Raw genomic sequence first — 23,858 nt, forward strand, 5'->3', positions numbered from 1 at the left:
AGTACTCCACCGCAGCTCGATTGGGGCAGTAGGATACAGCTACGCGACGATAGCAACAAGGCGTCGAGCCAAACTCCCATGGTTCGAGACGCGCGCAAGAGCGCGCTCCTCACCATGAGGGCGGAGCTTGTGATCCTACCCAAACACGTCCTGCACCACGCCGTCCTTGATCACGTCGACACCGTCCAGCGTGATCGTCGTGTTGAAGATCGGCAGATCGAAATGTCCGGCCGTATAGCGGCCGGCGAATTCATTGGCGCCCGTCGAGAACAGGAAATTGCCCGCCACGGCGCGAATCTCCGTGCCATTGGTGTCGCGCTGGTCGTACATCTGCAGCGCTTCATAGCGCGCATTCGGATTCATGCCCCAGCCGACATGCGACACCGCATAAGCCTCGCGGTCTCCCCAGGCGGCGAGATAGCGCTTCATCATCTCGGCATCGGCTCCCTCGCCGGTCAGTTCGGTGAGATAGTCATCCTTGAACAGCATCTTCACCGGCGACGTCAGGTAGCGCTTGAAGGTGAGATTGATATCGCCGGCATCCATCACCACCGTGCCATTGATGGTCTTGCTCTTCGGGAACGAGACAACGATACCGCCGGGCCAATGGGCGAGCGTGCCGGGCTTGTCGGTCCAGCCCCAGACGCCGACTGTCGCCGCGCCTTCCATGTTCACGTCGAGATCGGTGCCGGCCTTCGACGTCACCTTCATGTGCTTCGTGCCGCGCAGCATCTTCGCCGCCGCACGCACACGCTTCTCCAGCGCGCTGTCCGGCACCATGCGCTCCAGCGCTTCCGGATGTTCGTTGGAGATCACGAGAATACGCGCGCCGGCCTTCAGGATGTCCGGCGTCTCCTTCGCATGCATCAGGCCCTCGATGGTGCAATCCACCACGAAACCTGTCTGCTGCAGCGCCGAGACCACCGGGCCAAGCTGCTGGATCGCTTCCGATGCGCCGGTGGAACGGACCGGCACCACCTGCCTGTTGCGCGCGGTCGGGATCACGACATGGAACGGCTTCGCCCCCATGCGGAGCAATGCCAATTCGGCAAGATGGACATTCAGCGCACGCGATTGCGTCTCGGAGAGGATTGCAGCAGTGTCGCCGGGCTTGACCGCGCAGCGTTCGAAAATCTCGCAGAATGCGTCGATCCATTTCGCCTCGATGCGATCCGCCAGCATGTTGCCTCTCCATGTTTTATAGCGATTATCGTTGGATGATAGGCGCGGCCATGTTATATGAAAAGGAATATTTTTAGGATTAAAGGACAGCGCAACGCTGCTTTTCAAGGCATCGGGACGCGCTCCGGAGCGGCGAACTTCATGGCGACAGACAAGCCGGCTCAGAACATCCCGACAAACAGCCACTCTGCTGACGCTGCGCAGCCGATCAATCCCGCGACCTTCCGGCAAGCCCTCGGCCAGTTTCCGACCGGTGTCACCGTCGTCACCGCACATGCCGGCGATCATCCGGTCGGCATGACCGCGAATTCGTTTTCCTCGGTCTCACTCGATCCGCCGCTGGTGCTGTGGAGCGTGGCCAAGTCGTCGCCCAGCCACGACCCCTTCGTCGCAGCCGACGCCTTCGCCATCCACTTTCTCGGCGCCGATCATGGTGAGCTGGCGATGCGCTTCGGCCGCCGTGGCTCCGACAAATTCGTCGATATCGAGCACCGACCCGGCATCACCGGTGCGCCACTGATCGATGGTCTCGCGCCGATTTTCGAATGCAAGACCTGGGCGCGCTATCCCGGTGGCGACCATACGATCCTGGTCGGCGAAGTCGTGCGCTTCGTCGAGCACAACCACGATCCGCTGGTGTTTCACTCCGGCCAGCTCCGCCGCATCGACAAGGGACAGCGACAAGCGCCCGCACTCGCCAGCGACAGTTTTGTCCGCAACTACCTGCCCTATCTGCTGGCGCGCGCGAGCTTCAACGTCTCCAGCGAATTTCATGCACGACTGAAGCAGTGGGATCTGACGGTGCCGGAATGGCGTGTGCTCGCCTGCCTCATCGATGTCGAGGGCCTTTCGGTGGGTGAACTCGCCGCGATGGCGCTGATGAAGCAGCCGGGGTTGACCAAGACGCTCGATCGCATGGAGCGCGACGAGCTGCTCAAGCGGAAGAGCGTGCCGGACGATCGACGTCGCGTCACGCTTTACCTCACGGCGAAAGGCCGCGCGCGCGTCAAGCCGGCGTTGAGGGCGGCACTGGAACACGAAGAGGCCGTGCTCAACCGCTTCAGCGACGATGAGCGCGCGACCATCAAATATGCACTGGATCTGCTGATCGATAACGACACAAGCGAAGAAGCGTAGGATGGGTAGAGCGCGGGCGCGTAGCGCTGGAGCGAAACCCATCACCATACACACCAAGCTTGTTGTGATGGGTTTCGCTAGGCTCAACCCATCCTACGCTCCTGCGAAAATGGCCGGGACAAAACCCGGCCATCCGTCTTCATCGCACGTGAAGTAAAGATGGATCCCCGGGTCAAGCCCGGGAATGACAAGTAGTGTTACTTGATCGGCGCCACCACGCCCGGATTCTTCCACGCCGACACGTCCACCTTCTTAGACAACATCCCCGTCTCGACATAGACATCGAGCATCTTCTGGATCGCATCGAAGTTCGGCGCAGCGCCCGGGTCGCGGGCAAAATCGTTTTCCTTCAGCAGATACGTCTCCAGCACCGGGATCGGCGCCTTCATCACCTCATTGACGACCTTCAGCGTTTCCTCGCGATTGGCGAGTGCCTTCTGCATACCCAGCGTCAGGTCACGCACATAGGCCTTGGCGAGATCCGGATTCTTGTCGACGAAATCGGCACGGCAGGCTTCGAGGATATGCACGATGCCTTCCTGCTGTTGCGACAGCGAGAACAGTTTTCGCGTGCCGCCCTTGGCTTCCATGCGCGCGGCGAAAGGCTGGTTCATCACGGCCGAGTCGACGCGGCCCGAACGCAGCGCTTCTTCCGAGAGCGCGAAGCCGACCTCAACCAGCTTGATATCCTTCGACGCGTCGAGGCCGGCCTGTTTCAGCAGGATCGCCATCGGGCCGTAGATGCCCGAACCGAGCGTGTTGATGGAGAGCGTCTTGCCCTTGAGGTCCGCGATCGTCTTGATCGGCGAGTCATCCTTGACCGCCCAGTAGACAGAGAAGCTGCCGGGCTTCTCGAACACATGCTGGGCGACCACATAGGCCTTCAGATTGCCGCCCACCACGCCCTGCGCCAGCGCCAGCGGCGACTGCGTTGCGCAATCCAGCGCGCCGGCCGCAAGCGCTTGGGTCATCGGCGCGGTGCCCTGAAACTGCACCCATTCGATGTTGTACTTTTTGCCAAGATCCGCGAATTCCTGCGGGCGCTTCATCATCCAGTATTTGGATTCCTCGGCGGGGATGGTCCAGCCCACCTTGATCGTTTGCTGGGCAAATGCCGCTCCGCTGCTCAGCAACGCACCCAACGTCAAAGCCGCAACAACGCCACGCTTAAAAGTCCGCTTCATCGTGTATCCCCTTGTGATGCCGATCGAGCTTTTCCATCAAATGCAAAACTCTTGCCGGAACTCTGCCCTTCACGATTGTTTCATGCTTCAAATGACCGCGCAATACGCCTCGCAAAGGGCTATATTGTCGCGTGAGTGGTGAGGCTTCCAGCCGGGAACTGATTCAGCATGAGCAACGACTTCTTCTCCGACCTCCTCGCCTCGATCTCCGAGCGTGGCCGCAACCTGTTGCGGCTTGGCCCCGCCTCGGTCGATCCCAAACAGAATGCGATCGACCTGATCGACCTGTGCGGCGAGTTGCTCTCCGGCCGCGGCGAAGCCTCGGGCACCGCCATCGCGCGCGGCGTGCTCGATCGCTATCAATCGCTCGACGAAGCCGGCCGCACGATGTTCTTCGAGACGCTGGCGCATAAATACGGCCCCGATCGCGACAAGCTTGAAAAGGCCATCGAAGCCTGGCGCGCGAAACCCACCGGCGAAGGCGCCGGCGCGCTGCATGTCGCCTCCGAGCCGCAACGGCAGGAACTGTTCCGCCGGCTCAACCGTGCGCCCGGCGGCACCAGCGAACTCGTCAAGATGCGCGAGGATCTGCTCGATCTGAAGAACGGCAACAAGGAGCTCAACGCGGTCGACAACGACATCGTTCATCTGTTCGCATCGTGGTTCAACAGGGGTTTTCTCGTGCTGCGCAGGATCGACTGGTCGACGCCCGCAAACATCCTCGAAAAGGTCATCAAATACGAGGCGGTGCACGAAATTCACGACTGGGACGATCTGCGCCGCCGCATCGATCCGGTCGATCGCCGTTGCTATGCCTTCTTCCATCCCGCCTTGGTCGACGAGCCGCTGATCTTCGTCGAAGTCGCGCTGACGGAAACCATTCCCGGCGCCATCGCACCGCTGCTCGCCAAGGATCGCCAGCCCGTGCCGATCGAGCGCGCGCGCACCGCCGTGTTCTATTCGATCTCGAACTGCCAGCGCGGCCTCGGCGGCATTTCGTTCGGCAATTTCCTGATCAAGCAGGTGGTCGAGGAGCTGCGCCGCGAGCTGCCGAAGCTCGACACCTTTGTCACCCTGTCGCCGGTCCCCGGTTTCATGAAGTGGCTGAAGAAGGCGGACGATCTCAACCTGTCGGACGAAGACCGCGCCCTGGTCGCGATGCTGGACGATCCGCTCTGGGTAAACGATGTCGCGCTGCGCGAGCAACTCAAGCCTGTCATGGAAGGCCTTGCCGCGCATTACTTCCTGAAGGCGAAGAACGCGCGCGGCGGTCCGGTGGATTCCGTCGCCCGCTTCCATCTCGGCAATGGTGCACGGCTGGAGCGCATCGACTGGCTCGGCGACACCTCGGCAAAGGGGCTGCGCGAGTCCGCCAGCCTGATGGTGAACTATCTGTATCGTCTCGACGATATCGAGAAGAACCACGAAGCCTATGCCGACCACTACGAGATCGCGGCATCCGGCGCGGTGAAGAAACTGCTGAAAACCGAAGGCGGCGGATTGAAGCTGCTGGATAGCATGCGGTTTTCAAGGGCGGAGTGATCGCCCTTGACCTCTCCCCGTTTGCGGCAGAGCTATCGCATACGGAGGAGGATAGTGTTCGGTCTGCATGGTTCGAGACGCCCGCTTCGCGGGCTCCTCACCATGAGGGTCTTCTATGGCGCCATACTCCTTCCTCATCCTGAGGAGCGGCCGCTTTCGGCCGCGTCTCGAAGGATGGCCACGAGCTGCTTCGGCGACCAAGTGGAACCGCCGGCCGCAACCGGAGAAGGAATTACTTACAAGCCTTGGTCTCTTTCACCATCAGCTTGCTCATCGCGCCCGCGATGACGAAATCGTTGTAGTCCAGCGCCAGCGCGCGGGACACGCCGTTCTCGTAGAGTTCGAACGACATGGCATAGACCGGTGTCTGCTCGCCGCCATCGCTCGCCTTTGCAGATTTGTCATAGTAGCTCACCGTCACCGGCCAGCGCACCAGCGCCTTCATCTTGTCGTCGCTTGTCGACGGATCGGGTTGCGCGACCTTGCGATCGCCCGGGATCGCCTGCCCGATCACCGTCAGGGTGCTGTAGACCTTCTCGCCAGTGTCGGAGCCGTCGAACACGTTAAGTTCGAGAACCGACTTGCCCTCTTTCGCAGCGGCGATAATGCGATGGATCTGTTCGGTCGGAAATACGATGTCACCATCGAGCTTGATGGTTTTCTTCGCCGGCAGCGTCAGCTTGACATTGATATGATCGCCTTCGCGCTCGGCGATGCCGTCGATCTTGTTGGGATCGCCGTCGTTCATCTGGGTGTCGATCTTGAAGCGATAGCTCTTGCCGTCGCCGGACTCCCAGCTGGTGGAGCGCAGATCGCTCAGCGTCGTCTTGTCCTCGCCGCTGTTGAGCTCCGAGACCTGACGGAAATCGGAGGAATAGCCCTCGCAGCTGCTGCCGGTGAAGCTGTACAGGATGCGGCCGGTGGCGGCGTTCACATTGGCATTGCCGCGCGATTTGCTGAGCTTCAGTTCATACAGCGCCTGATGCGCAAGGAACGGCACCGTCGATCCCGGCGCCGCTGCATGGCTTGCGGGCGCCAGCAATGCAGCGGCGCTGAGCGCCAAAGCGGCAGCCGAGGAACGCAAGAGCGGGGCGGAGCGGCGCATGGATTCGTCCCTTGTGTTGAAACCATCACAATAGAGAGCGCCCTATTGCGCCGCAACTGGGGCCGTCTGCGGCACGTCCGGCCACGACCCGCGGAATGCCATATTTCGCAAGGATTGTGGCGGAAGCCGGATCAGGGGATGCGCGTTAGCCGTCGTCCGAACGTCACTTGCATGGGCGGACACGATGGGGGAAACAGACTTGCCTGTCCGCCGGCAACGCCGTTCAGGCTCAACATCGAACTTTGGGGATTTTTTGCATGCCAGGTGCAGTCGAGCAGAAACTCGCGGAATTGGGTGTCACCCTTCATGAACCGGTCAGCCCGGTAGCCAATTACGTGGGCTTCGTGCGCACCGGCAATCTGCTGTTCGTCTCCGGCCAGATCTGCCTCGGCGCCGATGGCAAGCTGATCGCCAAGGGTAAGCTCGGCGCCAATGTCAGCCTCGAGGATGGCGTCGCCGCCGCCCGCGGCTGCGCCATCAACATTCTCGCCCAGGTCAAGGCCGCCCTCGGCGATCTCGACAAGGTCGCCCGTGTGGTGCGTCTCGGCGGCTTCGTGAATTCGACGCCCGACTTCGTCGATGCACCGAAGATCATCAACGGCGCCTCGGACCTGATGGTCGCCGCGTTCGGCGACAAGGGTCGTCACTCCCGCGCCGCTGTCGGCGTCGCCTCGCTGCCGGCCGATTGCGCCGTCGAGGTCGATGCGGTGTTCGAAGTCGCCTGATTCAGGACACTCGCGATGCGCGCACCCGACTGGCTGATCGCCCGCCCGGTCGCGCATCGCGGCCTGCACGACCGCGCCCGCGGCATCGTCGAGAACATGCCCGGCGCCATGAACGCGGCCATCGCGGGCAATTTTTCCATCGAAGTGGACATCCAGCTCACCGCCGATGGCGAGGCGATGGTCCATCACGATGACGAGCTCGGCCGCCTGACCGAAGGCTCTGGCCCCCTCCTCGCCAAGACCGCCGCCGAACTGAAGGCCGTCGCCTTCAAGGATACGCCCGAGCGCATGATGTCGCTCGGCGATCTCCTCGCGCTGGTGGATGGCCGTGTCGGCCTCGTCATTGAGGTCAAGAGCCACTTTGACCGCGACCGTCGACTGGTCCGCCGCGCCACCGAATTGCTCCGCGCCTATCGCGGCCCGGCGGCCATGATGTCGTTCGATCCCGATCAGGTGCTCGCCATGCGCGAGATCGCGCCGCAGGTCCCGCGCGGCATCACCGCCCAGCGCACTTATAACGACGGCGAATGGCTGACGCTGACACAGGCCCAGCGTGACGGCATGCTGCATCTCCGCCACGCGTTCCGCACCCGACCGCATTTCGTCTCCTACTGGGTCAAGCAGCTCCCCGCCCCGGCTCCCTGGATCGCTCGCAACATTTTTGGCTGCGCACTTATCACCTGGACCGTGCGCACGCCGGAGCAGCGCGCGATCACGGAGCGATGGGCCGACCAGATGACGTTCGAGGGTTTTGTCCCTTAACCCAAAAGGACAACCATCCCCACACGCTCCCCTCATGGTGAGGAGCGCGCCCTTGCGCGCGTCTCGAACCATGACTGGCTTGGCTCCGGAGTCTCGCAGCCATCCTTCGAGACGGCGCTTCGCGCCTCCTCAGGATGAGGGCGGAGTAGCTCGGCTTCGGGTCTTGAAGTGCGACACGAAGTGCCCACTTGAAACGCGAGGTCGCCGCGCTGATCGCACATGACCGGTTCAAGTGATTGATGACGTCATCGGATATTACCCTCGAAGCAGTCGGATCGATCAGCCAGGTGCCGCAAGCGGAATGGGACGCCTGCGCGACCGGGCGCGCCGTTGCGGGGCAGACTCTGGCGGGCGATCTGGCTGACCTCGACACGCTCTCAAGCACTGTCAACTCAAGTTCAACGTCGCCTTATAACCCATTCGTTTCCCACGCTTTTCTAAGCGCCGTTGAGAAATCGAATTCAGCCTGCGCGCGCACCGGCTGGGGGCCGCGGCACCTGCTCGCCAGGCAGGACGGTGCCATTGTCGGCATCGTACCGTGCTATCTGAAATCGCATTCCCAAGGCGAATATGTCTTCGACCGCGGCTGGGCCGACGCCTATGAGCGCGCCGGCGGCGACTATTATCCGAAGTTGCAGGTCTCGGTGCCCTTCACCCCGGCCACCGGCCCCCGCCTCCTGATCCGCGACGGCGTGGACGCCGGACGCGTCAGCGAGGCACTGGCCGGCGGCCTCGTCGGGCTTTGCGAGGCCACCGATGCCTCATCGGTGCATGTGACCTTCGCCCGCGAGGACGAATGGAAGTTTCTCGCCGAGCGCGGCTTTCTCCAGCGCACCGACCAGCAGTTTCACTTCCACAATCCCGGCTACGGGAGTTTCGACGACTTCCTCGCCACGCTGAACTCCCGCCACCGCAAGGCCATCAAACGCGAGCGCCGCGATGCCGTCGCCGCCGGGATCACCATCGAAACACTGACAGGGGCCGACATCACCGAGGAGGCCTGGGACGCCTTCTTCGATTTCTACATGGAGACGGGCTCGCGTAAATGGGGCCGCCCCTATCTCACCCGCGAATTCTACGCCCTGATCGGCGAGACCATGGCGGATGACGTGGCGCTGATCATGGCGAAGCGCAACGGCCGCTTCATCGCCGGCGCCATCAATTTCATCGGATCAAGCACGCTGTTCGGCCGCCACTGGGGCGCCATCGAACACCATCCGTTCCTGCATTTCGAGGTCTGCTATTATCAGGCCATCGACTTTGCGATCCGCCGCAGGCTCAGGACGGTGGAGGCCGGCGCCCAGGGCGAGCACAAGATCGCCCGCGGTTATCTCCCCCAGACCACCTATTCCGCCCATTACATCAGGGATCGCGGGTTTCGCGCCGCGGTGGCGGATTATCTCAAGCGCGAACGCGCTTATGTCGCCGAGGCCGGCCGCGAACTGGCCGAGCTCGGCCCGTTCCGCAGGGGCGATCCGGCCGCTTGACCGCAGCGGCGGCTGCGGCGACATTCCCGGCGCAATGTCGGGAGGATTCCATGGTCGCGTATGACAACAACAATATCTTCGCCAAGATTCTGCGCGGCGAGCTGCCCTGTGTGAAAGTCTACGAGAACGATCACGTTCTCGCCTTCCTCGACATCATGCCGCGCTCGCCCGGCCATACGCTGGTGATCCCCAAGGCTGCTGCGCGAAACATCTTCGACATCCTGCCGGAGGACTACGCCCATGTGGTCCGCGCCGCGCAGAAGATCGCCATCGCGGCGAAGCAGGCTTTCAATGCCGACGGCATGACCGTCGCGCAATATTCGGAGACAGCCGGCGGCCAGGTGGTGTTTCACCTGCACATGCACGTGATGCCGCGCTTCGAGGGCACGGCCCTGCTGCCGGCAGCAAGCGTCAAGGAAGACCCGAAGGTGCTGGAAGAGAATGCCGCGAAGCTCATCGCCGCGTTGAAGGCGCTGGGATAACACGCCGCCCCTCATGGTGAGGAGCGCGCTTTGCGCGCGTCTCGAACCATGAGCCGACTTGGCTCGGAGCCCGTCGCCATCCTTCGAGACGCGGCCTACGGCCGCTCCTCAGGATGAGGGCGGAGGTTGTTACTCCGTCTGAAAATCCCCGGGCTGCGGCGGCGCCAGCGGCGTGAACTCGCAGCGGTCGGGCTTGATGTCCAGCAGCGGCGTCTCGTCGAGACAATCGAGCCCGCGCACCAGCACCGTCGCCCCCTCGATCGCCACCAGCTTCACCATGGACGTGCCGATCGGGTTCGGCCGCACCGGCGTACGCAGCGAAAAGATGCCGCGCGCGGCGCCGTCATTCTTCGGGCTTTGCAGCACGAGGTCGCGGCGCGACAGATGCAGCCAGTAAAGCACCTCGAGCGTCTTGTAGAGTTCGAGATCTTTCAGCCCCGCCACCCATGGCTCGAAGACTTCGAGGCGGCACACCGGCCCGTCATGTCGGCCCTGCCGCGGCGTTTCCAGCCGCGACGTCCAGGGCGTGCGGATTCGGCCGATATAGACGAGCCCCGCATGGTTCGGTTTCGGTGCATCGACGACGACCTCGCCGGCACGGATTTCACTTTCACGAACCATGCTGCATCCCTTGATCAATCCAGCGAGATGTTCATCGCCTTGATGACTTTCGACCACCGCGCGCGGTCCTCGTCAACGAATTGATTGATTTCGGCGACCGTCTTCGGCTTCAGCACGGGAAAGCCGATCTTCTCCAGCGAGGCACGGAAGGCAGCATCGTTCAGCGCCCGATCCATGCTGGCCATGACTTTCGTCACCACCGCGTCCGGCAGCCTGGACGATCCGGCGAGACCGAACCAGACGCCGACCTGATAATCGGGATAGCCGCTCTCGATGACGGTCGGCACGTCGGGCAGATCGGGGCTGCGCTCCTTCGAGGATACGCCGAGCGGACGCAGCAGACCTGACTTCACCGGCGGCAGCGCCGTGGACAGCGTATCGAACATCACCTGGATATTGCCCGAGAGCAGATCGGTCAGCGCCGGACCCGCGCCCTTATAGGGCACATGGGTCATCTCAACGCCGGCGATCTGCTTGAACATCTCGCCCGCCAGATGAATCGTGCCGCCTGTCCCCGCCGAGCCGAAATTGAGCTTGCCGGGATTGGCCTTCGCATAGGCGACGAATTCCTTGACCGTCTTCGCCGGCACAGACGGATGCACCTCCATCACGACCGGCAGATCGGTGACCACCGTCAGCATGCGCAGATCCTTCTGCGGATCGTAGGGCAGCTTCTTGTAGAGCAGCGGATTGAGCACCATGATGGATGCCGCGGTTACAAACAGCGTGTAGCCGTCAGGATCTGCACGCGACACCATTTCGGCGGCGATGGCACCCTGCGCGCCCGGCTTGTTCTCGACCACTGTGGTTTGCTTGAGGTCGCGACCGAGATAATCGGCGACGAGCCGCGCCAGCACATCGGTCGGTCCCCCCGCGGCATAAGGTACGACGAGTTTGATGGCACGCACCGGATATTCCGCTGCGCGGGCCAGCGGCGCAACGATGGCTGTTGCCGCGATGATGACTGTCGATAGCAGAGCGGAGCGCAGGCGCGAGGTCATTGTCTCTCCCGGGGCATTGTTGTTTTGCTTGCGGGAGACACTATCGCGTTTATGTAGTGAGACAAGTGCGACAGCCGTAGGTCGGATGAGCGCAGCGTAATCCGACGGCCGACTGTGTGTGGCGAAGAACGGCGGATTACGCTGCACTCATCCGCTCTACGGAAAACATCATCCCAACCAATATTTGCCGCCGACCATCATCAGCTCGCCGCACAACACACCCGCGAAGATCGAGCGTTTCACACCGAGAAAGACCAGCAACCCGAACAACACCGAACCATAGCGCAGCGGCGCCGGCACGGTCGCGAGCGCACCGGGCGGAAACACCAGGATCTGCGCGATCACGCCGGCGAGAATCGCGGTCGCCACCGCTCTCACCCACACGAGGACGTCCGCCTCCTCGTCAATGCCACCTCCGAGCCAGAGGCCGAGCATGCGCCAGACCTCGTTGGGCAGGAAGCCGGCGAGCACGAGGATGACGAGCGCATGCCAGTTGCCGATGAAGGTCTGCAGCTCGCTCATCGCCGCCTCCAGCGATGCACGCCATAGGCAATGGTGCCGGCGGAAATACCGGAGATCAGGATGTCGACGCCGGTGTTGAACCACGACACGACGGGAAACAGCGCGAGGCCGAGCGCCAACGCGATCACATCCGGCAACTTCTTGCAGTTGCGTGCCGTCGACAGAAGGAATGCCAGCGGCGTCAGCAGCAGGATCGCAGCACCAAACAACGGCGGCAGATTGGCGGCGAGATGATAACCGATCCATGTGGCGATCAGGCATGTCGCGACGAGGCCGCAGCCGAGCCCGTTGACGAAAGCGATGCGCCGCTCGCGCGGCACCAGCGGCATCAGGCGAAAGCACTCGACCCAAAGCGTCACTGCGATGAAATGCGAGGGCAGGATGAGCTGCCGCTTCCTGGTATCCGGCATCCGCAGCATCGGCAGCACCGAAACCACCATTGGAAACAGGCGAATGCCGCTGACGCCAACGGCGATCGCCGCCTGAATGACGGTCGCGCCGGAGCCGAGCGCCGCCAGCAGGATGATCTGCGCGGGGCCGGCCCAGATCAGCGCCGTGCTCAACAGCGCCCAGAACAGGCTGAAATGCGTATCATGCGCCAGCGCGCCGATACCGAGATAAGTCGCAAACAACACTGCGGTGAGGATCGTGGCGGCCACTGACCGCAGGCCATAAAGAAACGCCGATGCCGTCCCCTGCCATCGCCGTGAGTCCAGAGCAGGTAGCGCCACGACAGTCCGCTTCCATTCGAATGATCCGCTGCTCATTGGCTACCGAATGCAGCGGCGGTCAAGTGCGCGCCACGCATGGCCGCTTTACGCGCCCCTGTTGCGCAGCACGAGACAGGCCTCCCCGGCTTTGTGGATCTGGCTGCACAGGCCGTTCGCCTGCTCACGTGTGTCGGCGCCGATCCGGACCTGATAGAACGGCCGCGTGCCGCGGCTGCGGAAGATCGAACGCAAGAGGTTCGGATCGTGATCGCCGACCACCGAGCGCAGGCGGACCATGGCGCGAGCATATTGCATCAGCGCGCGGTCGCGGTTGAAGCCGGCCGACAGCTGGACGCCCCAGGGCTTGGATTCGCCGAGTTTTACGCGAGCCTCAAGCTGCGCCACGAACGGATTGGGCGCCCGCTGCAGCAGCGCCATCAGGTCGCGACAGCTCGAGGTCTGCGGGCGTGGCAGCGCCTTGCCGTTCCGGCCGGCAGCCTGCCAGTCCTCCACCGTCGCGCCGGTGATCGCCGAGACATAGTTGCGGGTCTCGCCGGGCATATAACCTTTGCCGTCGAGCCATTCCTGCACGCGGCGCGGACCGGCATTGTAGGCCGCCGCCGCGAGGCCGAGATTGCCGAACTGGTCGCGGAGTTCGCGCAAAAACTCCGCCGACTTCGGCAACGCCTGCACCGGATCGAACGGATCCAGCAATCGCCGTTCGGCAGCCGTGCCCGGCATGAATTGCGCAATACCTTGCGCGCGCTGGCCGCTGCGCGTCATCGGTCCCACGGCGTCGGGCTGAAAGCGGCTCTCCTGCCAGATCACGCGGGCGAAGAACTCCAGCGGCAGGTCGTTGGCGCGCGCGGCCGACTCGATCATCAGACACATCGCCTCGCGCGCGCTGCTGTCGCGGCCGGTGTCCGGCACGGCCGGGCGCATGGGCATCATGCGATCAGCACCCGGCTTGGCCCGTTCGCTGAGCGGCAGATCGTCGGCGCACGCCTGCCCGGCCAGGAGCATCGCGATGCCCGTCATCGCTGCGGTGGTCCATCGCGTCATGCAAGGCCCTGCGCGAGTTCCGCGCCTTGATCGGTGATTTGCAACGGGCTAGCTATGAAACAAATAAGGCGGATACGGGAAGGAAATCATGAGCGACCTCCAGCACGAGACCCCGGACCGCGCCGCGCAGGACGATGTGCCGATCCAGTACATGGCCCGTACCCGCGCCTATTACCGCGCCCTCGGCTACGATGCTCCCTATCGCTGGGCGCACAATGTGGATGCGCCCTTCCAATCGCTGAAGAAGCCGCTGGCACATTCGCGCGTCGCCATTATCACGACAGCGGCGCCCTACGATCCCGACAAGGGCGACCAGGGGCCAGGTGCGCTCTACAATGGCGGCGCCAAATTCTATCAGGTCTATGATGGCGACACGTCGCAGACCCACGACCTGCGCATCTCCCACATCGCCTATGACCGCGTCCACACCACAGCCGATGACAGCGGCACCTGGTTTCCGCTCGCAACGCTGAAACAGGCCGCGGCGCAAGGCCGCATCGGCGAAGTCGCGCCACGCTTCTTCGGCGCACCGACCAATCGCAGCCACCGCGTCACCATCGAGATCGACGCGCCGGACATCCTCGCCCGCGCGCAGGCTGACGGCATCGATGCCGCCGTGCTGGTGCCGAACTGTCCGGTCTGCCACCAGACCGTCAGCATCGTCGCGCGGCATCTGGAAACAAATGGCATCCCCACCGTGGTGATGGGCTGCGCCAAGGACATCGTCGAACATGTGGGCGTGCCGCGCTTTCTGTTCAGCGACTTCCCGCTCGGCAATTCCGCAGGCAAGCCCCACGACAAGGCTTCGCAGGCGCTGACGCTAGAACTGGCGCTGCGGCTGCTGGAGTCCGCAGCCGGACCACAGACGACCATGCAGTCCCCACTGCGCTGGGCGCAGGATCCGGCATGGAAGAACGACTACAACAATGTCGCTTTGCTCAGCGAGGAGGAGCTGGCCCGCCGCCGCGCCGAATTCGACAAGCAGAAGGAAATCGCCAGGGGGCTGCGGGATACCGCTGCGTGAATTGTGGCCGGTTTTCGGCGACCGGTCTTAAGTTTGATTTACGTTAACTTCGTTCAGACATCGCCGGAGCCTTCCCCGTGAGAGGGAACCGCGTAGAGTCCGCCCGTTTCAAACGGGGATTTCGGGACATGGACGATCGTCGCAAACATCCGCGCGACAAGGTGATCATCAGCGCCGTCGCATCGAAGGATCAGAAGGCCAAGGAATGCGTCGTCCGTGACATTTCCGAGGATGGCGCCCGCGTCCAGTTCCCGCTCGGCCACCGCCCGATCAAGGATCAGATGTCCCTGACCATCGAACGCGACGGTCGCCCGGTGTCGGCCGACATCATCTGGTCGCGCGGCAACGTCGTCGGCGTGTCCTTCAACGAAGCGCGGGCCGATGAAGCCCCCGCTTCGGATCTCGACGCGCGCGTCCGCAAGAGCGAGGCGAAGAAGCGCGAACTGCAGATGGAAATCCAGCGGCTGTTGGGGAAGTAACACTCTCGACCCACTGCGCTCCGTCCCTCATCCTGAGAGTCTGACTGGAAATGCAGTCCGTAGTTTGGCGCTGCTGGTCGCCCAGACCGAGCGCAACAGACGCTATCCCTCATGGTGAGGAGGCGCGAAGCGCCGTCTCGAACCATGAGATGGCTGGTCTCCGAGCTTGTCGCCATCCTTCGAGACGCGGCCAAATGGCCGCTCCTCAGGATGAGGGACGGAGAAGTGAGATACTGAGTTGAACGCGGCATTGTCCCGAGCAAAAGCAGTCAAAAGCGCCCCAGACCGCTTTTGAGTCAGACTCTGAGGAGTGCGCAAAGCGGGCGTCTCGAAGGATGGCCGCGAGCGCGGAGCCAAGCCAGCTCACGGTTCGAGACGGCGCTGTCAGCGGCGCAATTGCGCCGCTAGGCCTCCTCACCATGAGGGACAAACAAAAAGGCCGGTGATCGCTCACCGGCCTTTTTCGTTTCAACCCAGCAAAAGCCTTACGCCTTCACCAGTCCCTTCGCCGAACCCGAGCCCTTGCCGGGCTTCGGCTTCTTCGCGGCGCCGCGCTTGGCCGGCAGCTTTTCCGGCTTCGGCGTCACCGGGCCATCGACGAATTCGAAACCGATGGTCTCCTGCTCGACGCCGAGCACCGCCTCGCCCTTCTTGAGGACCACGCGGACATGGCCGCCATTCTTGAGTTCGCCGAATAGCAGCTCTTCGGCGAGCGGCTTCTTGATGTATTCCTGGATCACGCGGCCCATCGGGCGCGCACCCATCTGCTCGTCGTAACCGTGCTGGATCAGCCAGTTCTTCGCCGGCTCGGACAGTTCGATGGTGACGTCGCGGTCCGCCAGCTGGGCTTCCAGCTGCAGCACGAACTTCTCCACCACCATGCCGATGACGTCGGAATTCAGATGGCCGAACGACACGATGGCGTCGAGACGGTTGCGGAATTCCGGTGCGAACTGACGGTTGATCGCCTCGTGGTCGTCGCCTTCCCGCTTGCTGCGGGTGAAGCCGAAGGCCTGACGCGCGAGATCGGCCGCGCCCGCATTGGTCGTCATGATCAGGATGACGTTGCGGAAATTCACCTGCTTGCCGTTGTTGTCGGTCAGCCGGCCGTGATCCATCACCTGCAGCAGCACGTTGTAGAGATCCGGATGCGCCTTCTCGATTTCGTCGAGCAGCACCACGCAATGCGGATGCTGATCCACGCCATCGGTGAGCAGGCCGCCCTGGTCGAAGCCGACATAGCCGGGAGGTGCACCGATCAGGCGCGACACCGTGTGCCGCTCCATATATTCGGACATGTCGAAGCGCAGCAGTTCGACGCCGAGCGTCGCCGCCAGCTGCTTCGCCACCTCGGTCTTGCCGACGCCCGTCGGGCCCGAGAACAGGTAGGAGCCGATCGGCTTCTCCGGTTCGCGCAGGCCGGCGCGCGCCAGCTTGATCGATGCGGACAGCGCCTCGATGGCCTTGTCCTGGCCGAACACCACGCGCTTGAGGGTGGCTTCGAGATGCTTCAGCGTCTCGGCGTCGTCCTTCGACACGCTCTTCGGCGGGATGCGCGCCATCGTCGCGATGGTGGTCTCGATCTCCTTGATGCCGATGGTCTTCTTGCGCTTGCTCTCGGTCACCAGCATCTGCGCCGCGCCGGATTCGTCGATCACATCGATCGCCTTGTCCGGCAGCTTGCGGTCGTGGATGTAGCGCGACGACAGCTGCACCGCGGCCTCGATGGCCTCGTTGGTATATTTCAGCTTGTGGTAATCCTCGAAGTAAGGCTTCAGCCCCTTCAGGATCAGGATCGCGTCATCGACCGTCGGCTCGTTGACGTCGATCTTCTGGAAGCGCCGCACCAGTGCGCGGTCCTTCTCGAAGTGCTGGCGATATTCTTTGTAGGTAGTCGAGCCCATGCAGCGTATCGCCCCCGAAGCCAGCGCTGGCTTGAGCAGATTCGATGCATCCATGGCGCCGCCCGAGGTGGCGCCGGCGCCGATCACCGTATGGATTTCGTCGATGAACAGGATCGCATTCGGATGCGCTTCCAGTTCCTTCAACACCTGCTTGAGGCGTTCCTCGAAATCGCCGCGATAGCGCGTGCCGGCGAGCAGCGTGCCCATGTCGAGCGAGAACACGGTGGCGGCCGACAGCACTTCCGGCACATCGCTGTCGACGATGCGCTTGGCGAGGCCTTCGGCGATCGCCGTCTTGCCGACGCCAGCTTCGCCGACAAACAGCGGGTTGTTCTTCTGGCGGCGGCACAGCACCTGGATCGCGCGGTTGATTTCGGAATTGCGTCCGATTACCGGGTCGATCTTACCGTCCTTGGCCTTCTTGTTGAGGTTGACGCAATAGGTCTCGAGCGCCTCGCCCTTCTTCTTGGCTTCGTCGCCGCCCTTGTTCTCGGTCTCCTCGTCGACGCCGCGCACCGGCCGCGCCTCGGAGACGCCCGGCCGCTTGGCGATGCCATGGCTGATGTAATTCACCGCGTCATAGCGCGTCATGTCCTGCTCCTGCAGGAAATAGGCGGCATGGCTTTCGCGCTCGGCGAAGATCGCGATCAGCACGTTGGCGCCGGTCACTTCCTCGCGACCGGACGACTGCACGTGAATGACGGCGCGCTGAATCACGCGCTGGAAACCCGCGGTCGGCTTGGCGTCGTCGCTGCCGTCCGTCACCAGGTTTTCGAATTCGGTTTCGAGATAATTGACGAGACTGCCGCGCAGCTTGTCGAGATCGACGCTGCAGGCCCGCATCACCGCCGCCGCATCGCTGTCGTCCACCAGCGACAAAAGGAGATGTTCCAGCGTTGCATACTGGTGATGGCGCTCATTGGCGATCGAGAGCGCCCGGTGCAGCGATTGTTCTAGGCTTTGAGAAAAAGTTGGCATTCCGCGTCCTCTTTGGCCCCCACCATCATGGCCATCGTTACCCTCGCAGGCAACAAGAACCTTTCTGCATATAGTGCTGAACGATCGTGGCGAAAGGCCGGTTCCGATACCGATCGCCCGGTGCCGTCATGCGTGGTCCCCGCACGATCTATGACATGCGGCGGCTCACACCTGTGCAGCTTGCCGCACCACGCGGCCTGGAATCGATGCAAAACCCATTCCCGTTTCCGGGGCGCTGCGCGGCGTTATTTCTTTTCCATGACGCATTGGAGGGGATGCTGGTGCTTGCGCGCAAAATCCATCACCTGCGTCACTTTGGTTTCGGCGATCTCATAGGTGTAGACACCGCACTCGCCGATGCCGTGATGATGGACATGCAGCATGATCTGCGTCGCCGCTTCCACATCCTTCTGGAAAAATTTCTCCAGCACGTGAACGACGAATTCCATCGGCGTGTAATCGTCGTTGAGGATCAGCACGCGATAAAGGTTCGGCCGCTTCGTCTTCGGCTTGGTCTTGGTGATGACCGAGGTGGATGGCCCGCCGGGTCCGCCGGACTGATTGTCGTCCTCCGCCATGGCGCGCGGCGCATGGATGTCGGACGGCTGCGTCCGCAGACTGCCTTCGGGCTCGGATATCAAAACTGCCTGGACCATGGTCTCTGTATAAAAGTCCCCGCCGGGAATTGACCAGCCCTGCACGGGCTGCGTCCCCCGGAATTACTCCCTGCCCGCCGCGCAAGACGACCACCGAAGCGACCGCCGGCCGGCCACGCTGTCGCCGCAAGAATGCGGTCGCAAACGGCCCCGCGGGCATCCGCCGAAACAGGACCGGGCACCGCCAATATGGGTCCCACAACAGCCCCTCGCAAGCGCATCGAGGATGGTGTGGCGAGCGGTGACCGTTCCGCGCGCCGGGCAAAGGTTAACGAAACCTGCGCAATTACGCCCGATCCCCGGCTTTTCGGTTTAGCCGCTGTTGAGGATGATACCCGGCAGTCGCGCCCCTGGCTACCGATACGCAGCCTTTTACCGATTTTCTGCGGACACTTTTACCGCCCGTTTAGCCACGTTCCGCGAAATGGCCGCCATCAAACCATTGTGGCAGTCACCATGTTCATCCGTCCGATTTCAGCCCAGACGCTTCGTGCCGCCCGGCGCTTCATCCGCGGCGAGCGTGGCAATGTCGCGACGATCTTTGCCGTCTCGCTGGTGCCCCTGCTCGGCTTCGTCGGCGCCGCCGTCGACTATTCGCGAACCACAGCGGCGCGTTCCTCCATGAAGGTCGCACTGGATTCGGCTGCGCTCATGGTCTCGAAGGATCTCGGTTCCAACCCATCGATGTCCACAGCCGAAATCTCGGCCAAGGCCACCAACTACTTCAACGCGCTCTACACCAACAATTCATCGAGCCCCATCACGGTGACCGCGAGCTACACGTCCAACACCAAGGATGGCTCGACCGTCACCTTGACCGGCTCCGGCACCGTCACCACGGACTTCATGAAGATGGTCGGCTTCCCGCAGATGAGCATCAACGGCTCATCGACGACGACCTGGGGCTCGACGCGCATGCGTGTCGCCATGGCGCTCGACGTGACTGGATCGATGAACGACGATGGCAAACTGGCGGCCATGAAGACCGCAGCACAGAACCTCATCGATACATTAAGCTCAGCATCGCGGATGACGGAGGACGTTTATATTTCGATCATTCCGTTCGCGCAGATGGTGAATGTCGGCGTCTCGAACAAGAATGCAAGCTGGCTCCGTTGGGACCAACTCGGCACCTGCAACAACAACAACTTTTCAATGTCGCCGGAGACCTGCCAAGCCTACGCTAAGAAATATCCTTATCTTGGTACCAAGTGGACATACGCAACCAACAAGAATTCCTGGAAAGGTTGCGTTGAAGATCGTGACGAGCCCTATGACACGACGAAGGATGCGCCCACCGGCACTGCAACGAGTTACCCGGCTATGTTTTACGTGCAGCAGGGCAACGATAGCTGCCCGCCAGCGCTGCTGCCGATGACGTCCGCTTATGGCAGCAGCAACGTCCAGACCATCAAAACTATGATCGATGGGCTGAAGGCATCCGGTGGCACCAACCAGATGATCGGTATGGCCTGGGCCTGGACGACGCTACAGGTGGGCACGGATCCCTTCCCTGCTCCTGCAAAAGATGCCGACTACAAGTACACTGACGCAATCATTCTGCTGTCCGACGGGCTGAACACCGGCAGTCGCAAGTATGGTGATGGCACTTCTGCCAGTGCTCCGGAACCAAATATTGACGCGCGCCAGCAGATCCTTTGCGATAACATCAAAAGCTCAGGCGCAATGATCTACACGATCCAGGTCAATACCGACGGTGATCCAGACTCCGCAGTCCTGAAATATTGCGCCAGCACGGGCAACTTCTTCGCCACGACCACAGCATCCGGCATTGCGACCGCCTTCACGGCGATCGGTAACTCGCTCAACAAGCTGCGCGTCTCTCGCTAACACATGAAGCTCGCACCAAACAAAAACGCCCGGCCGTTCGGCCGGGCGTTTTTGTTTGGTCATGATGCGCGCGCTCAGGCAGCCGAGGTCATCTTCGCGATAAAGCCTTCGAACGGCTTGCAGGCCTGCTTGGCGAGGTCGGCATAGAGGCCGCCGATCTTCTGCCCTTCGGTGACGAAATTCTCATAGGCCATCCGGGCATAGTCGCCCTGGATCTCGAACGCCTTCTCCATCGACTTGACGGTCGCCAGTTCGGTCACCATCGCATTGCCGTCTTCCATCGACTTCTTCGCATAGTCACCGACCGCCGTCGCGATTGCCTGCGCATTGCTGCCCATCTCCGCCGCCGAAGCCACGGCGCTGGCAAACTGCTCCTGGCCATATTGCTGCAGATCTTCAAACTTGATCATGGACATCCTTTCCCGGATTGCATGGGCGGGCGGAACCGGGTTCCAGCCCGTGAAAGTCAGCCCGCATCTATCCCGCAATGCACAATCCGGTCAAGAAAGGCGTGCAACGCACAATTACCGGCATTTGCCTCGAATTCCGGTATGCGGCGCAAGATTTGCTTAACTGTTTGGCAACCCGGGCGACCTACCTTGATTCCCTGCATTGTTGCGTAATGGCCGCGAGGCCAAAAAACTGCGTGAGCACATGCTCTTAGCCAGAATGGCGAGATCAAATTGCCTTCCGTCGAGAGCGCGCTCAGGCCGACCACAAACTGAGACGAACCTCCGGGGTGCCGGGCATAATTTAGCCTCACCGGCGGGGGAATGAGACCGATCTGACGGGGAAGTCCATGCTTCGCACAACGTTTGCTTCGTCGCGCACCCTTCGTGTGTGCGTACTGGGGCTTGTCACCATCGGCATTGCCGTCGCCTTCACGGTCGATACGGCGGATGCCCGCCGGCGGCACAAGGGCAAGGCGAAGAGCCACGTCACCCGCGTCTCCAGCTACAACCCCGCTTTCGCTTCCATCATCGTCGATGGCAATTCCGGCGCCGTCCTGCAATCGACCAATCCGGACGCGCTGCGCCATCCGGCCTCGCTCACCAAGATCATGACGCTGTACATGCTGTTCGAGAAGCTCGAACAGGGCAAGATTTCGCTCGATAGCCAGATGCCGGTCTCGCAGCACGCTTCGGAGCAATCGCCAACCAAGCTTGGCCTGCGGCCCGGCCAGACGCTTCGCGTCGAGGACGCCATCAAGGGTCTCGTCACCCGTTCGGCCAATGACGCCGCCGTCGTGATCGCCGAAGCGATCGCCGGCGATGAAGACGATTTCGCCAAGCTGATGACCCGCAAGGCCCGCGCGCTCGGCATGAGCCGCACCGTCTATCGCAACGCCTCAGGCCTGCCCGACGATGCGCAGGTCACCACCGCCCGCGACCAGTCGGTGCTCGGCCGCGCCATTCAGGATCGCTTCCCGCGCTACTATCGCTACTTCGCCACGGCCTCGTTCAATTTCCGTGGCCGCAACATCCGCAACCACAATCGCCTGATCGGCTCGGTAGAAGGCGTGGACGGTATCAAGACCGGCTATACCCGCGCCTCCGGCTTCAACCTCGTCTCCTCGATGAAGCGCGGCAACCGCCACCTTGTCGGCGTGGTGCTCGGCGGCCGCAGCGGCGGCTCGCGCGACGCCGCCATGCGCACGTTGCTCGCCGACAATCTCGAAAAGGGCGCCACCCGCCGTACCGTCGCGGCCATCACCGAGCGCAGTCCGGCGGAAGCTGCCACCGAGGTCGCCGAAGTCGAGGCAAAATCGCGCCCCACCGAAACGAAGCAGGTCAATGGTGCTATCCAGGTCGCCACCGCCACTCCACCTTCAGCGGAGCCTGTTGCCACGCCTGAACCCGCCCCTCGCCCTGCTGCCGCCGCAGCCGTCCCCAGCCGCTCTTTCCTGACCGCCGCAACCGCCGCCGTTCCGCCCGCCGCCGCGCCGATACCGCAGGCCCGCAGGCCCGATACCGGCTCGCTCAATAGCGGCGTGATCCAGTCCGAACCGATTGCGACCATTCCGGGATCCGCCGAGCCGATGAAGCCGGTCCGCGTCCGCACCGTTCAGGTGAAGTCGGGTCAGTACCGTGTCGCCTCGGCGAGCACCGAAACGTCGGCTCCGGCAGCGACCAACACCGTCGCAACCTCGAACGAGCCTCCGGCCCGCTCTCCCGAGACCACCAATTCGCTCTATGCCCGCTCGGAGATGCCGCGCCAGCCGGCCGGCCACGGCACCGGCAACGGTATCCTCGGCGTGCTGCCGGCCTCCAGCGTCCAGCATGGCGGCATGGCCATGGCCTATGCCGCTCCGCCGGCAGCAGCTCCGGCCCCTGCCCCACAGGCCGTGCAGCAGGCCGGCTCGATCAAGCCCGCCACGGCGCATTCCGGCTGGATCATTCAGGTCGGCGCGCTCAGCAGCGAGAGCGAAGCCCAGACCCGGCTCGACGCCGCCCGCGACAGTGCGCGCGGCGCGCTCGGCAAGGCCGATCCTTTCACCGAGACCGTCGGTAACGGCTCGCGCAAGCTCTACCGCGCCCGCTTCGCCGGCCTGGACCGCGATCAGGCGGAGGCCGCGTGCAAGACGCTGAAGCGCTCGGACATTCCCTGCATCACCATCAGGAACTGATCGCCGCCAACGTCTGCGCGACACACAAACGGCCGGGACGATGTCCCGGCCGTTTTTCGTTTCACGGTAAATAAATCCTGCCGCGGGCAACCTCTCGTCAAGAAATCCGCACTACAAAAACAGACGGGAAATGATCGATCACGCCGAACAACGGCGGACGACGGGGCGTCCCACAGAGAACGGAAGCACTCGCAGTCAGTGGCGTAAAGCGTTCTGGAGTTAGCTGCGATGCGTGCGAAGCAGAGTATCCTTGGCCTCGTTGACCCGAGCCGCCAGATACGTCGAGCCCCCTTGGTCGGGATGCAATTTCTTCATCAGGGATCGATGCGCCCGGCTGATCTCATCGCGCCCCGCCCCCGGCTTCACGCCAAGGATCTGATAGGCCTCCTCGTCCGACATTTTGCCCGGCGCCGCGCGCCCGCCATTCCGCCCTGCCGCATTGCCCTGCGCGTGCTGACGCCAGCCGGGAAACCGGCGGTCAAGCTCAGCTTCGGCCAGCCCGCCGCCGAACGGCGCCCAGCCCAGCAGGCCAGCGCCAAATAATCCGATCGGAATGGCGACCCACAACTCGCCTCGCAACCCGGTGAAGGCTGCCGCCGCCAGGCACAGCACGCCGCCTGCAACTTTCACAGCCCGAGCCAACAGCGCCGGGTTTGCCGTCCGCAGCAGCTGCAGCAGCATGTAAAGAACGAAAACGGCGACGGCGCCGGCAATCAGTGTGGCCATGCCGCGATCATTAGTCGGTTGTGGACGGGCTTGGAAGCGCGTGTAGGACCAGCTGACGTCGCATGCCGCCGCAGCGGATTACGCGGCAGCGC

22 protein-coding genes are annotated in these 23,858 nt (G+C 62.8%); 10 read left to right on the top strand and 12 right to left on the bottom strand.

The genetic code is table 11. From position 1 onward, the window contains the following. Positions 1-135 precede the first annotated feature (135 nt). The gene (locus E0H22_RS16565; RefSeq protein WP_233022103.1) at positions 136-1,182 is read right to left on the bottom strand and encodes a 2,5-dihydroxypyridine 5,6-dioxygenase NicX family protein; all 1,047 of its coding nucleotides are present in this window, start codon (positions 1,180-1,182) and stop codon (positions 136-138) included. A 141-nt stretch (positions 1,183-1,323) separates the two neighbouring features. Here E0H22_RS16565 and E0H22_RS16570 point away from each other — a divergent pair, with 141 nt between their 5' ends. Next, a complete protein-coding gene (locus E0H22_RS16570; protein WP_233022104.1) occupies positions 1,324-2,319 on the top strand; it encodes a flavin reductase in 996 nt (331 codons plus the stop codon). Between the two features lie 197 nt (positions 2,320-2,516). On the opposite strand, the gene E0H22_RS16575 is transcribed toward E0H22_RS16570, so the two are convergent. Beyond that, positions 2,517-3,503, bottom strand: coding sequence for an ABC transporter substrate-binding protein (locus E0H22_RS16575; protein WP_233022105.1), 987 nt, complete (start codon positions 3,501-3,503; stop codon positions 2,517-2,519). 168 nt (positions 3,504-3,671) lie between these two features. Here E0H22_RS16575 and E0H22_RS16580 point away from each other — a divergent pair, with 168 nt between their 5' ends. Continuing rightward, a complete protein-coding gene (locus tag E0H22_RS16580) occupies positions 3,672-5,045 on the top strand; it encodes a malonyl-CoA decarboxylase (RefSeq protein ID WP_233022106.1) in 1,374 nt (457 codons plus the stop codon). 232 nt (positions 5,046-5,277) lie between these two features. On the opposite strand, the gene E0H22_RS16585 is transcribed toward E0H22_RS16580, so the two are convergent. Continuing rightward, complete coding sequence (locus E0H22_RS16585) at positions 5,278-6,150, bottom strand: cell envelope integrity EipB family protein (protein WP_233022107.1); 873 nt, start codon at positions 6,148-6,150, stop codon at positions 5,278-5,280. Positions 6,151-6,407: 257 nt separating this feature from the next. On the opposite strand from E0H22_RS16585, the gene E0H22_RS16590 reads away from it, so the two are divergent. From E0H22_RS16590 to E0H22_RS16605, 4 genes are all read left to right on the top strand, one after another. Next, complete coding sequence (locus E0H22_RS16590; protein WP_233022108.1) at positions 6,408-6,875, top strand: RidA family protein; 468 nt, start codon at positions 6,408-6,410, stop codon at positions 6,873-6,875. Positions 6,876-6,890: 15 nt separating this feature from the next. After that, entirely contained in the window at positions 6,891-7,637 is a 747-nt protein-coding gene (locus E0H22_RS16595; protein WP_233022109.1) for a glycerophosphodiester phosphodiesterase, read from the top strand. A 239-nt stretch (positions 7,638-7,876) separates the two neighbouring features. Continuing rightward, the gene (locus E0H22_RS16600; protein ID WP_233022110.1) at positions 7,877-9,124 is read left to right on the top strand and encodes a GNAT family N-acetyltransferase; all 1,248 of its coding nucleotides are present in this window, start codon (positions 7,877-7,879) and stop codon (positions 9,122-9,124) included. 50 nt (positions 9,125-9,174) lie between these two features. Beyond that, complete coding sequence (locus tag E0H22_RS16605) at positions 9,175-9,606, top strand: HIT domain-containing protein (RefSeq protein ID WP_233022111.1); 432 nt, start codon at positions 9,175-9,177, stop codon at positions 9,604-9,606. Between the two features lie 129 nt (positions 9,607-9,735). Here E0H22_RS16605 and tsaA read toward each other — a convergent pair whose 3' ends face one another. The 5 genes from tsaA to E0H22_RS16630 all read right to left on the bottom strand — a co-directional run bounded on the left by tsaA (position 9,736) and on the right by E0H22_RS16630 (position 13,522). After that, positions 9,736-10,227, bottom strand: coding sequence for a tRNA (N6-threonylcarbamoyladenosine(37)-N6)-methyltransferase TrmO (gene tsaA / locus E0H22_RS16610; protein ID WP_233022112.1), 492 nt, complete (start codon positions 10,225-10,227; stop codon positions 9,736-9,738). Between the two features lie 14 nt (positions 10,228-10,241). Then, the gene (locus tag E0H22_RS16615) at positions 10,242-11,228 is read right to left on the bottom strand and encodes a Bug family tripartite tricarboxylate transporter substrate binding protein (RefSeq protein ID WP_233022113.1); all 987 of its coding nucleotides are present in this window, start codon (positions 11,226-11,228) and stop codon (positions 10,242-10,244) included. 168 nt (positions 11,229-11,396) lie between these two features. After that, positions 11,397-11,741, bottom strand: a complete 345-nt coding sequence (locus E0H22_RS16620; protein ID WP_233026397.1) for an AzlD domain-containing protein — start codon at positions 11,739-11,741, stop codon at positions 11,397-11,399. A 5-nt stretch (positions 11,742-11,746) separates the two neighbouring features. After that, a complete protein-coding gene (locus E0H22_RS16625) occupies positions 11,747-12,481 on the bottom strand; it encodes an AzlC family ABC transporter permease (RefSeq protein WP_233022114.1) in 735 nt (244 codons plus the stop codon). An 84-nt stretch (positions 12,482-12,565) separates the two neighbouring features. Next, positions 12,566-13,522, bottom strand: coding sequence for a lytic transglycosylase domain-containing protein (locus tag E0H22_RS16630; RefSeq protein WP_233022115.1), 957 nt, complete (start codon positions 13,520-13,522; stop codon positions 12,566-12,568). An 88-nt stretch (positions 13,523-13,610) separates the two neighbouring features. On the opposite strand from E0H22_RS16630, the gene E0H22_RS16635 reads away from it, so the two are divergent. Further along, positions 13,611-14,546: a glycine/sarcosine/betaine reductase selenoprotein B family protein gene (locus E0H22_RS16635; RefSeq protein WP_233022116.1), complete on the top strand. Its 936-nt coding sequence runs from the start codon at positions 13,611-13,613 to the stop codon at positions 14,544-14,546. Positions 14,547-14,674: 128 nt separating this feature from the next. After that, positions 14,675-15,025 carry a PilZ domain-containing protein gene (locus E0H22_RS16640; RefSeq protein ID WP_233022117.1) on the top strand — a complete coding sequence of 117 codons (351 nt, stop codon included), beginning with the start codon at positions 14,675-14,677 and terminating at the stop codon, positions 15,023-15,025. A 485-nt stretch (positions 15,026-15,510) separates the two neighbouring features. Here the strand turns inward: E0H22_RS16640 and clpA are convergent, their stop codons facing one another. Continuing rightward, a complete protein-coding gene (clpA, locus tag E0H22_RS16645) occupies positions 15,511-17,907 on the bottom strand; it encodes an ATP-dependent Clp protease ATP-binding subunit ClpA (protein WP_233022118.1) in 2,397 nt (798 codons plus the stop codon). A gap of 245 nt (positions 17,908-18,152) precedes the next feature. Beyond that, the gene (clpS, locus tag E0H22_RS16650) at positions 18,153-18,485 is read right to left on the bottom strand and encodes an ATP-dependent Clp protease adapter ClpS (protein ID WP_233026399.1); all 333 of its coding nucleotides are present in this window, start codon (positions 18,483-18,485) and stop codon (positions 18,153-18,155) included. A 309-nt stretch (positions 18,486-18,794) separates the two neighbouring features. Between clpS and E0H22_RS16655 the strand changes: the two genes are divergently transcribed. After that, positions 18,795-20,414: a pilus assembly protein TadG-related protein gene (locus E0H22_RS16655; protein WP_347340796.1), complete on the top strand. Its 1,620-nt coding sequence runs from the start codon at positions 18,795-18,797 to the stop codon at positions 20,412-20,414. Positions 20,415-20,488: 74 nt separating this feature from the next. On the opposite strand, the gene E0H22_RS16660 is transcribed toward E0H22_RS16655, so the two are convergent. Then, positions 20,489-20,824: a phasin family protein gene (locus tag E0H22_RS16660; protein ID WP_233022119.1), complete on the bottom strand. Its 336-nt coding sequence runs from the start codon at positions 20,822-20,824 to the stop codon at positions 20,489-20,491. A gap of 389 nt (positions 20,825-21,213) precedes the next feature. Between E0H22_RS16660 and E0H22_RS16665 the strand changes: the two genes are divergently transcribed. Then, positions 21,214-23,040: a D-alanyl-D-alanine carboxypeptidase gene (locus E0H22_RS16665; RefSeq protein ID WP_233022120.1), complete on the top strand. Its 1,827-nt coding sequence runs from the start codon at positions 21,214-21,216 to the stop codon at positions 23,038-23,040. A gap of 219 nt (positions 23,041-23,259) precedes the next feature. Here E0H22_RS16665 and E0H22_RS16670 read toward each other — a convergent pair whose 3' ends face one another. Continuing rightward, positions 23,260-23,766 (bottom strand): DnaJ domain-containing protein, encoded by a 507-nt coding sequence (locus tag E0H22_RS16670; RefSeq protein WP_233022121.1) that lies wholly within the window; start codon positions 23,764-23,766, stop codon positions 23,260-23,262. Between the last annotated feature and the right edge of the window lie 92 nt (positions 23,767-23,858).

This window comes from Rhodopseudomonas boonkerdii (genome assembly GCF_021184025.1).
Taxonomy (GTDB): Bacteria; Pseudomonadota; Alphaproteobacteria; order Rhizobiales; family Xanthobacteraceae; genus Tardiphaga; species Tardiphaga boonkerdii.

Bases quoted from the DNA above. Each gene is read 5' to 3' on its own strand.
- clpS (WP_233026399.1), bottom strand. From the start codon at position 18,485: ATGGCGGAGGACGACAATCAGTCCGGCGGACCCGGCGGGCCATCCACC.
- E0H22_RS16565 (WP_233022103.1), bottom strand. From the start codon at position 1,182: ATGCTGGCGGATCGCATCGAGGCGAAATGGATCGACGCATTCTGCGAG.
- E0H22_RS16570 (WP_233022104.1), top strand. From the start codon at position 1,324: ATGGCGACAGACAAGCCGGCTCAGAACATCCCGACAAACAGCCACTCT.
- E0H22_RS16640 (WP_233022117.1), top strand. From the start codon at position 14,675: ATGGACGATCGTCGCAAACATCCGCGCGACAAGGTGATCATCAGCGCC.
- E0H22_RS16575 (WP_233022105.1), bottom strand. From the start codon at position 3,503: ATGAAGCGGACTTTTAAGCGTGGCGTTGTTGCGGCTTTGACGTTGGGT.
- E0H22_RS16590 (WP_233022108.1), top strand. From the start codon at position 6,408: ATGCCAGGTGCAGTCGAGCAGAAACTCGCGGAATTGGGTGTCACCCTT.
- E0H22_RS16615 (WP_233022113.1), bottom strand. From the start codon at position 11,228: ATGACCTCGCGCCTGCGCTCCGCTCTGCTATCGACAGTCATCATCGCG.
- E0H22_RS16665 (WP_233022120.1), top strand. From the start codon at position 21,214: ATGCTTCGCACAACGTTTGCTTCGTCGCGCACCCTTCGTGTGTGCGTA.
- E0H22_RS16600 (WP_233022110.1), top strand. From the start codon at position 7,877: ATGACGTCATCGGATATTACCCTCGAAGCAGTCGGATCGATCAGCCAG.
- E0H22_RS16660 (WP_233022119.1), bottom strand. From the start codon at position 20,824: ATGATCAAGTTTGAAGATCTGCAGCAATATGGCCAGGAGCAGTTTGCC.
- E0H22_RS16595 (WP_233022109.1), top strand. From the start codon at position 6,891: ATGCGCGCACCCGACTGGCTGATCGCCCGCCCGGTCGCGCATCGCGGC.
- E0H22_RS16585 (WP_233022107.1), bottom strand. From the start codon at position 6,150: ATGCGCCGCTCCGCCCCGCTCTTGCGTTCCTCGGCTGCCGCTTTGGCG.
- clpA (WP_233022118.1), bottom strand. From the start codon at position 17,907: ATGCCAACTTTTTCTCAAAGCCTAGAACAATCGCTGCACCGGGCGCTC.
- E0H22_RS16605 (WP_233022111.1), top strand. From the start codon at position 9,175: ATGGTCGCGTATGACAACAACAATATCTTCGCCAAGATTCTGCGCGGC.
- E0H22_RS16635 (WP_233022116.1), top strand. From the start codon at position 13,611: ATGAGCGACCTCCAGCACGAGACCCCGGACCGCGCCGCGCAGGACGAT.
- E0H22_RS16580 (WP_233022106.1), top strand. From the start codon at position 3,672: ATGAGCAACGACTTCTTCTCCGACCTCCTCGCCTCGATCTCCGAGCGT.
- E0H22_RS16670 (WP_233022121.1), bottom strand. From the start codon at position 23,766: ATGGCCACACTGATTGCCGGCGCCGTCGCCGTTTTCGTTCTTTACATG.
- tsaA (WP_233022112.1), bottom strand. From the start codon at position 10,227: ATGGTTCGTGAAAGTGAAATCCGTGCCGGCGAGGTCGTCGTCGATGCA.
- E0H22_RS16630 (WP_233022115.1), bottom strand. From the start codon at position 13,522: ATGACGCGATGGACCACCGCAGCGATGACGGGCATCGCGATGCTCCTG.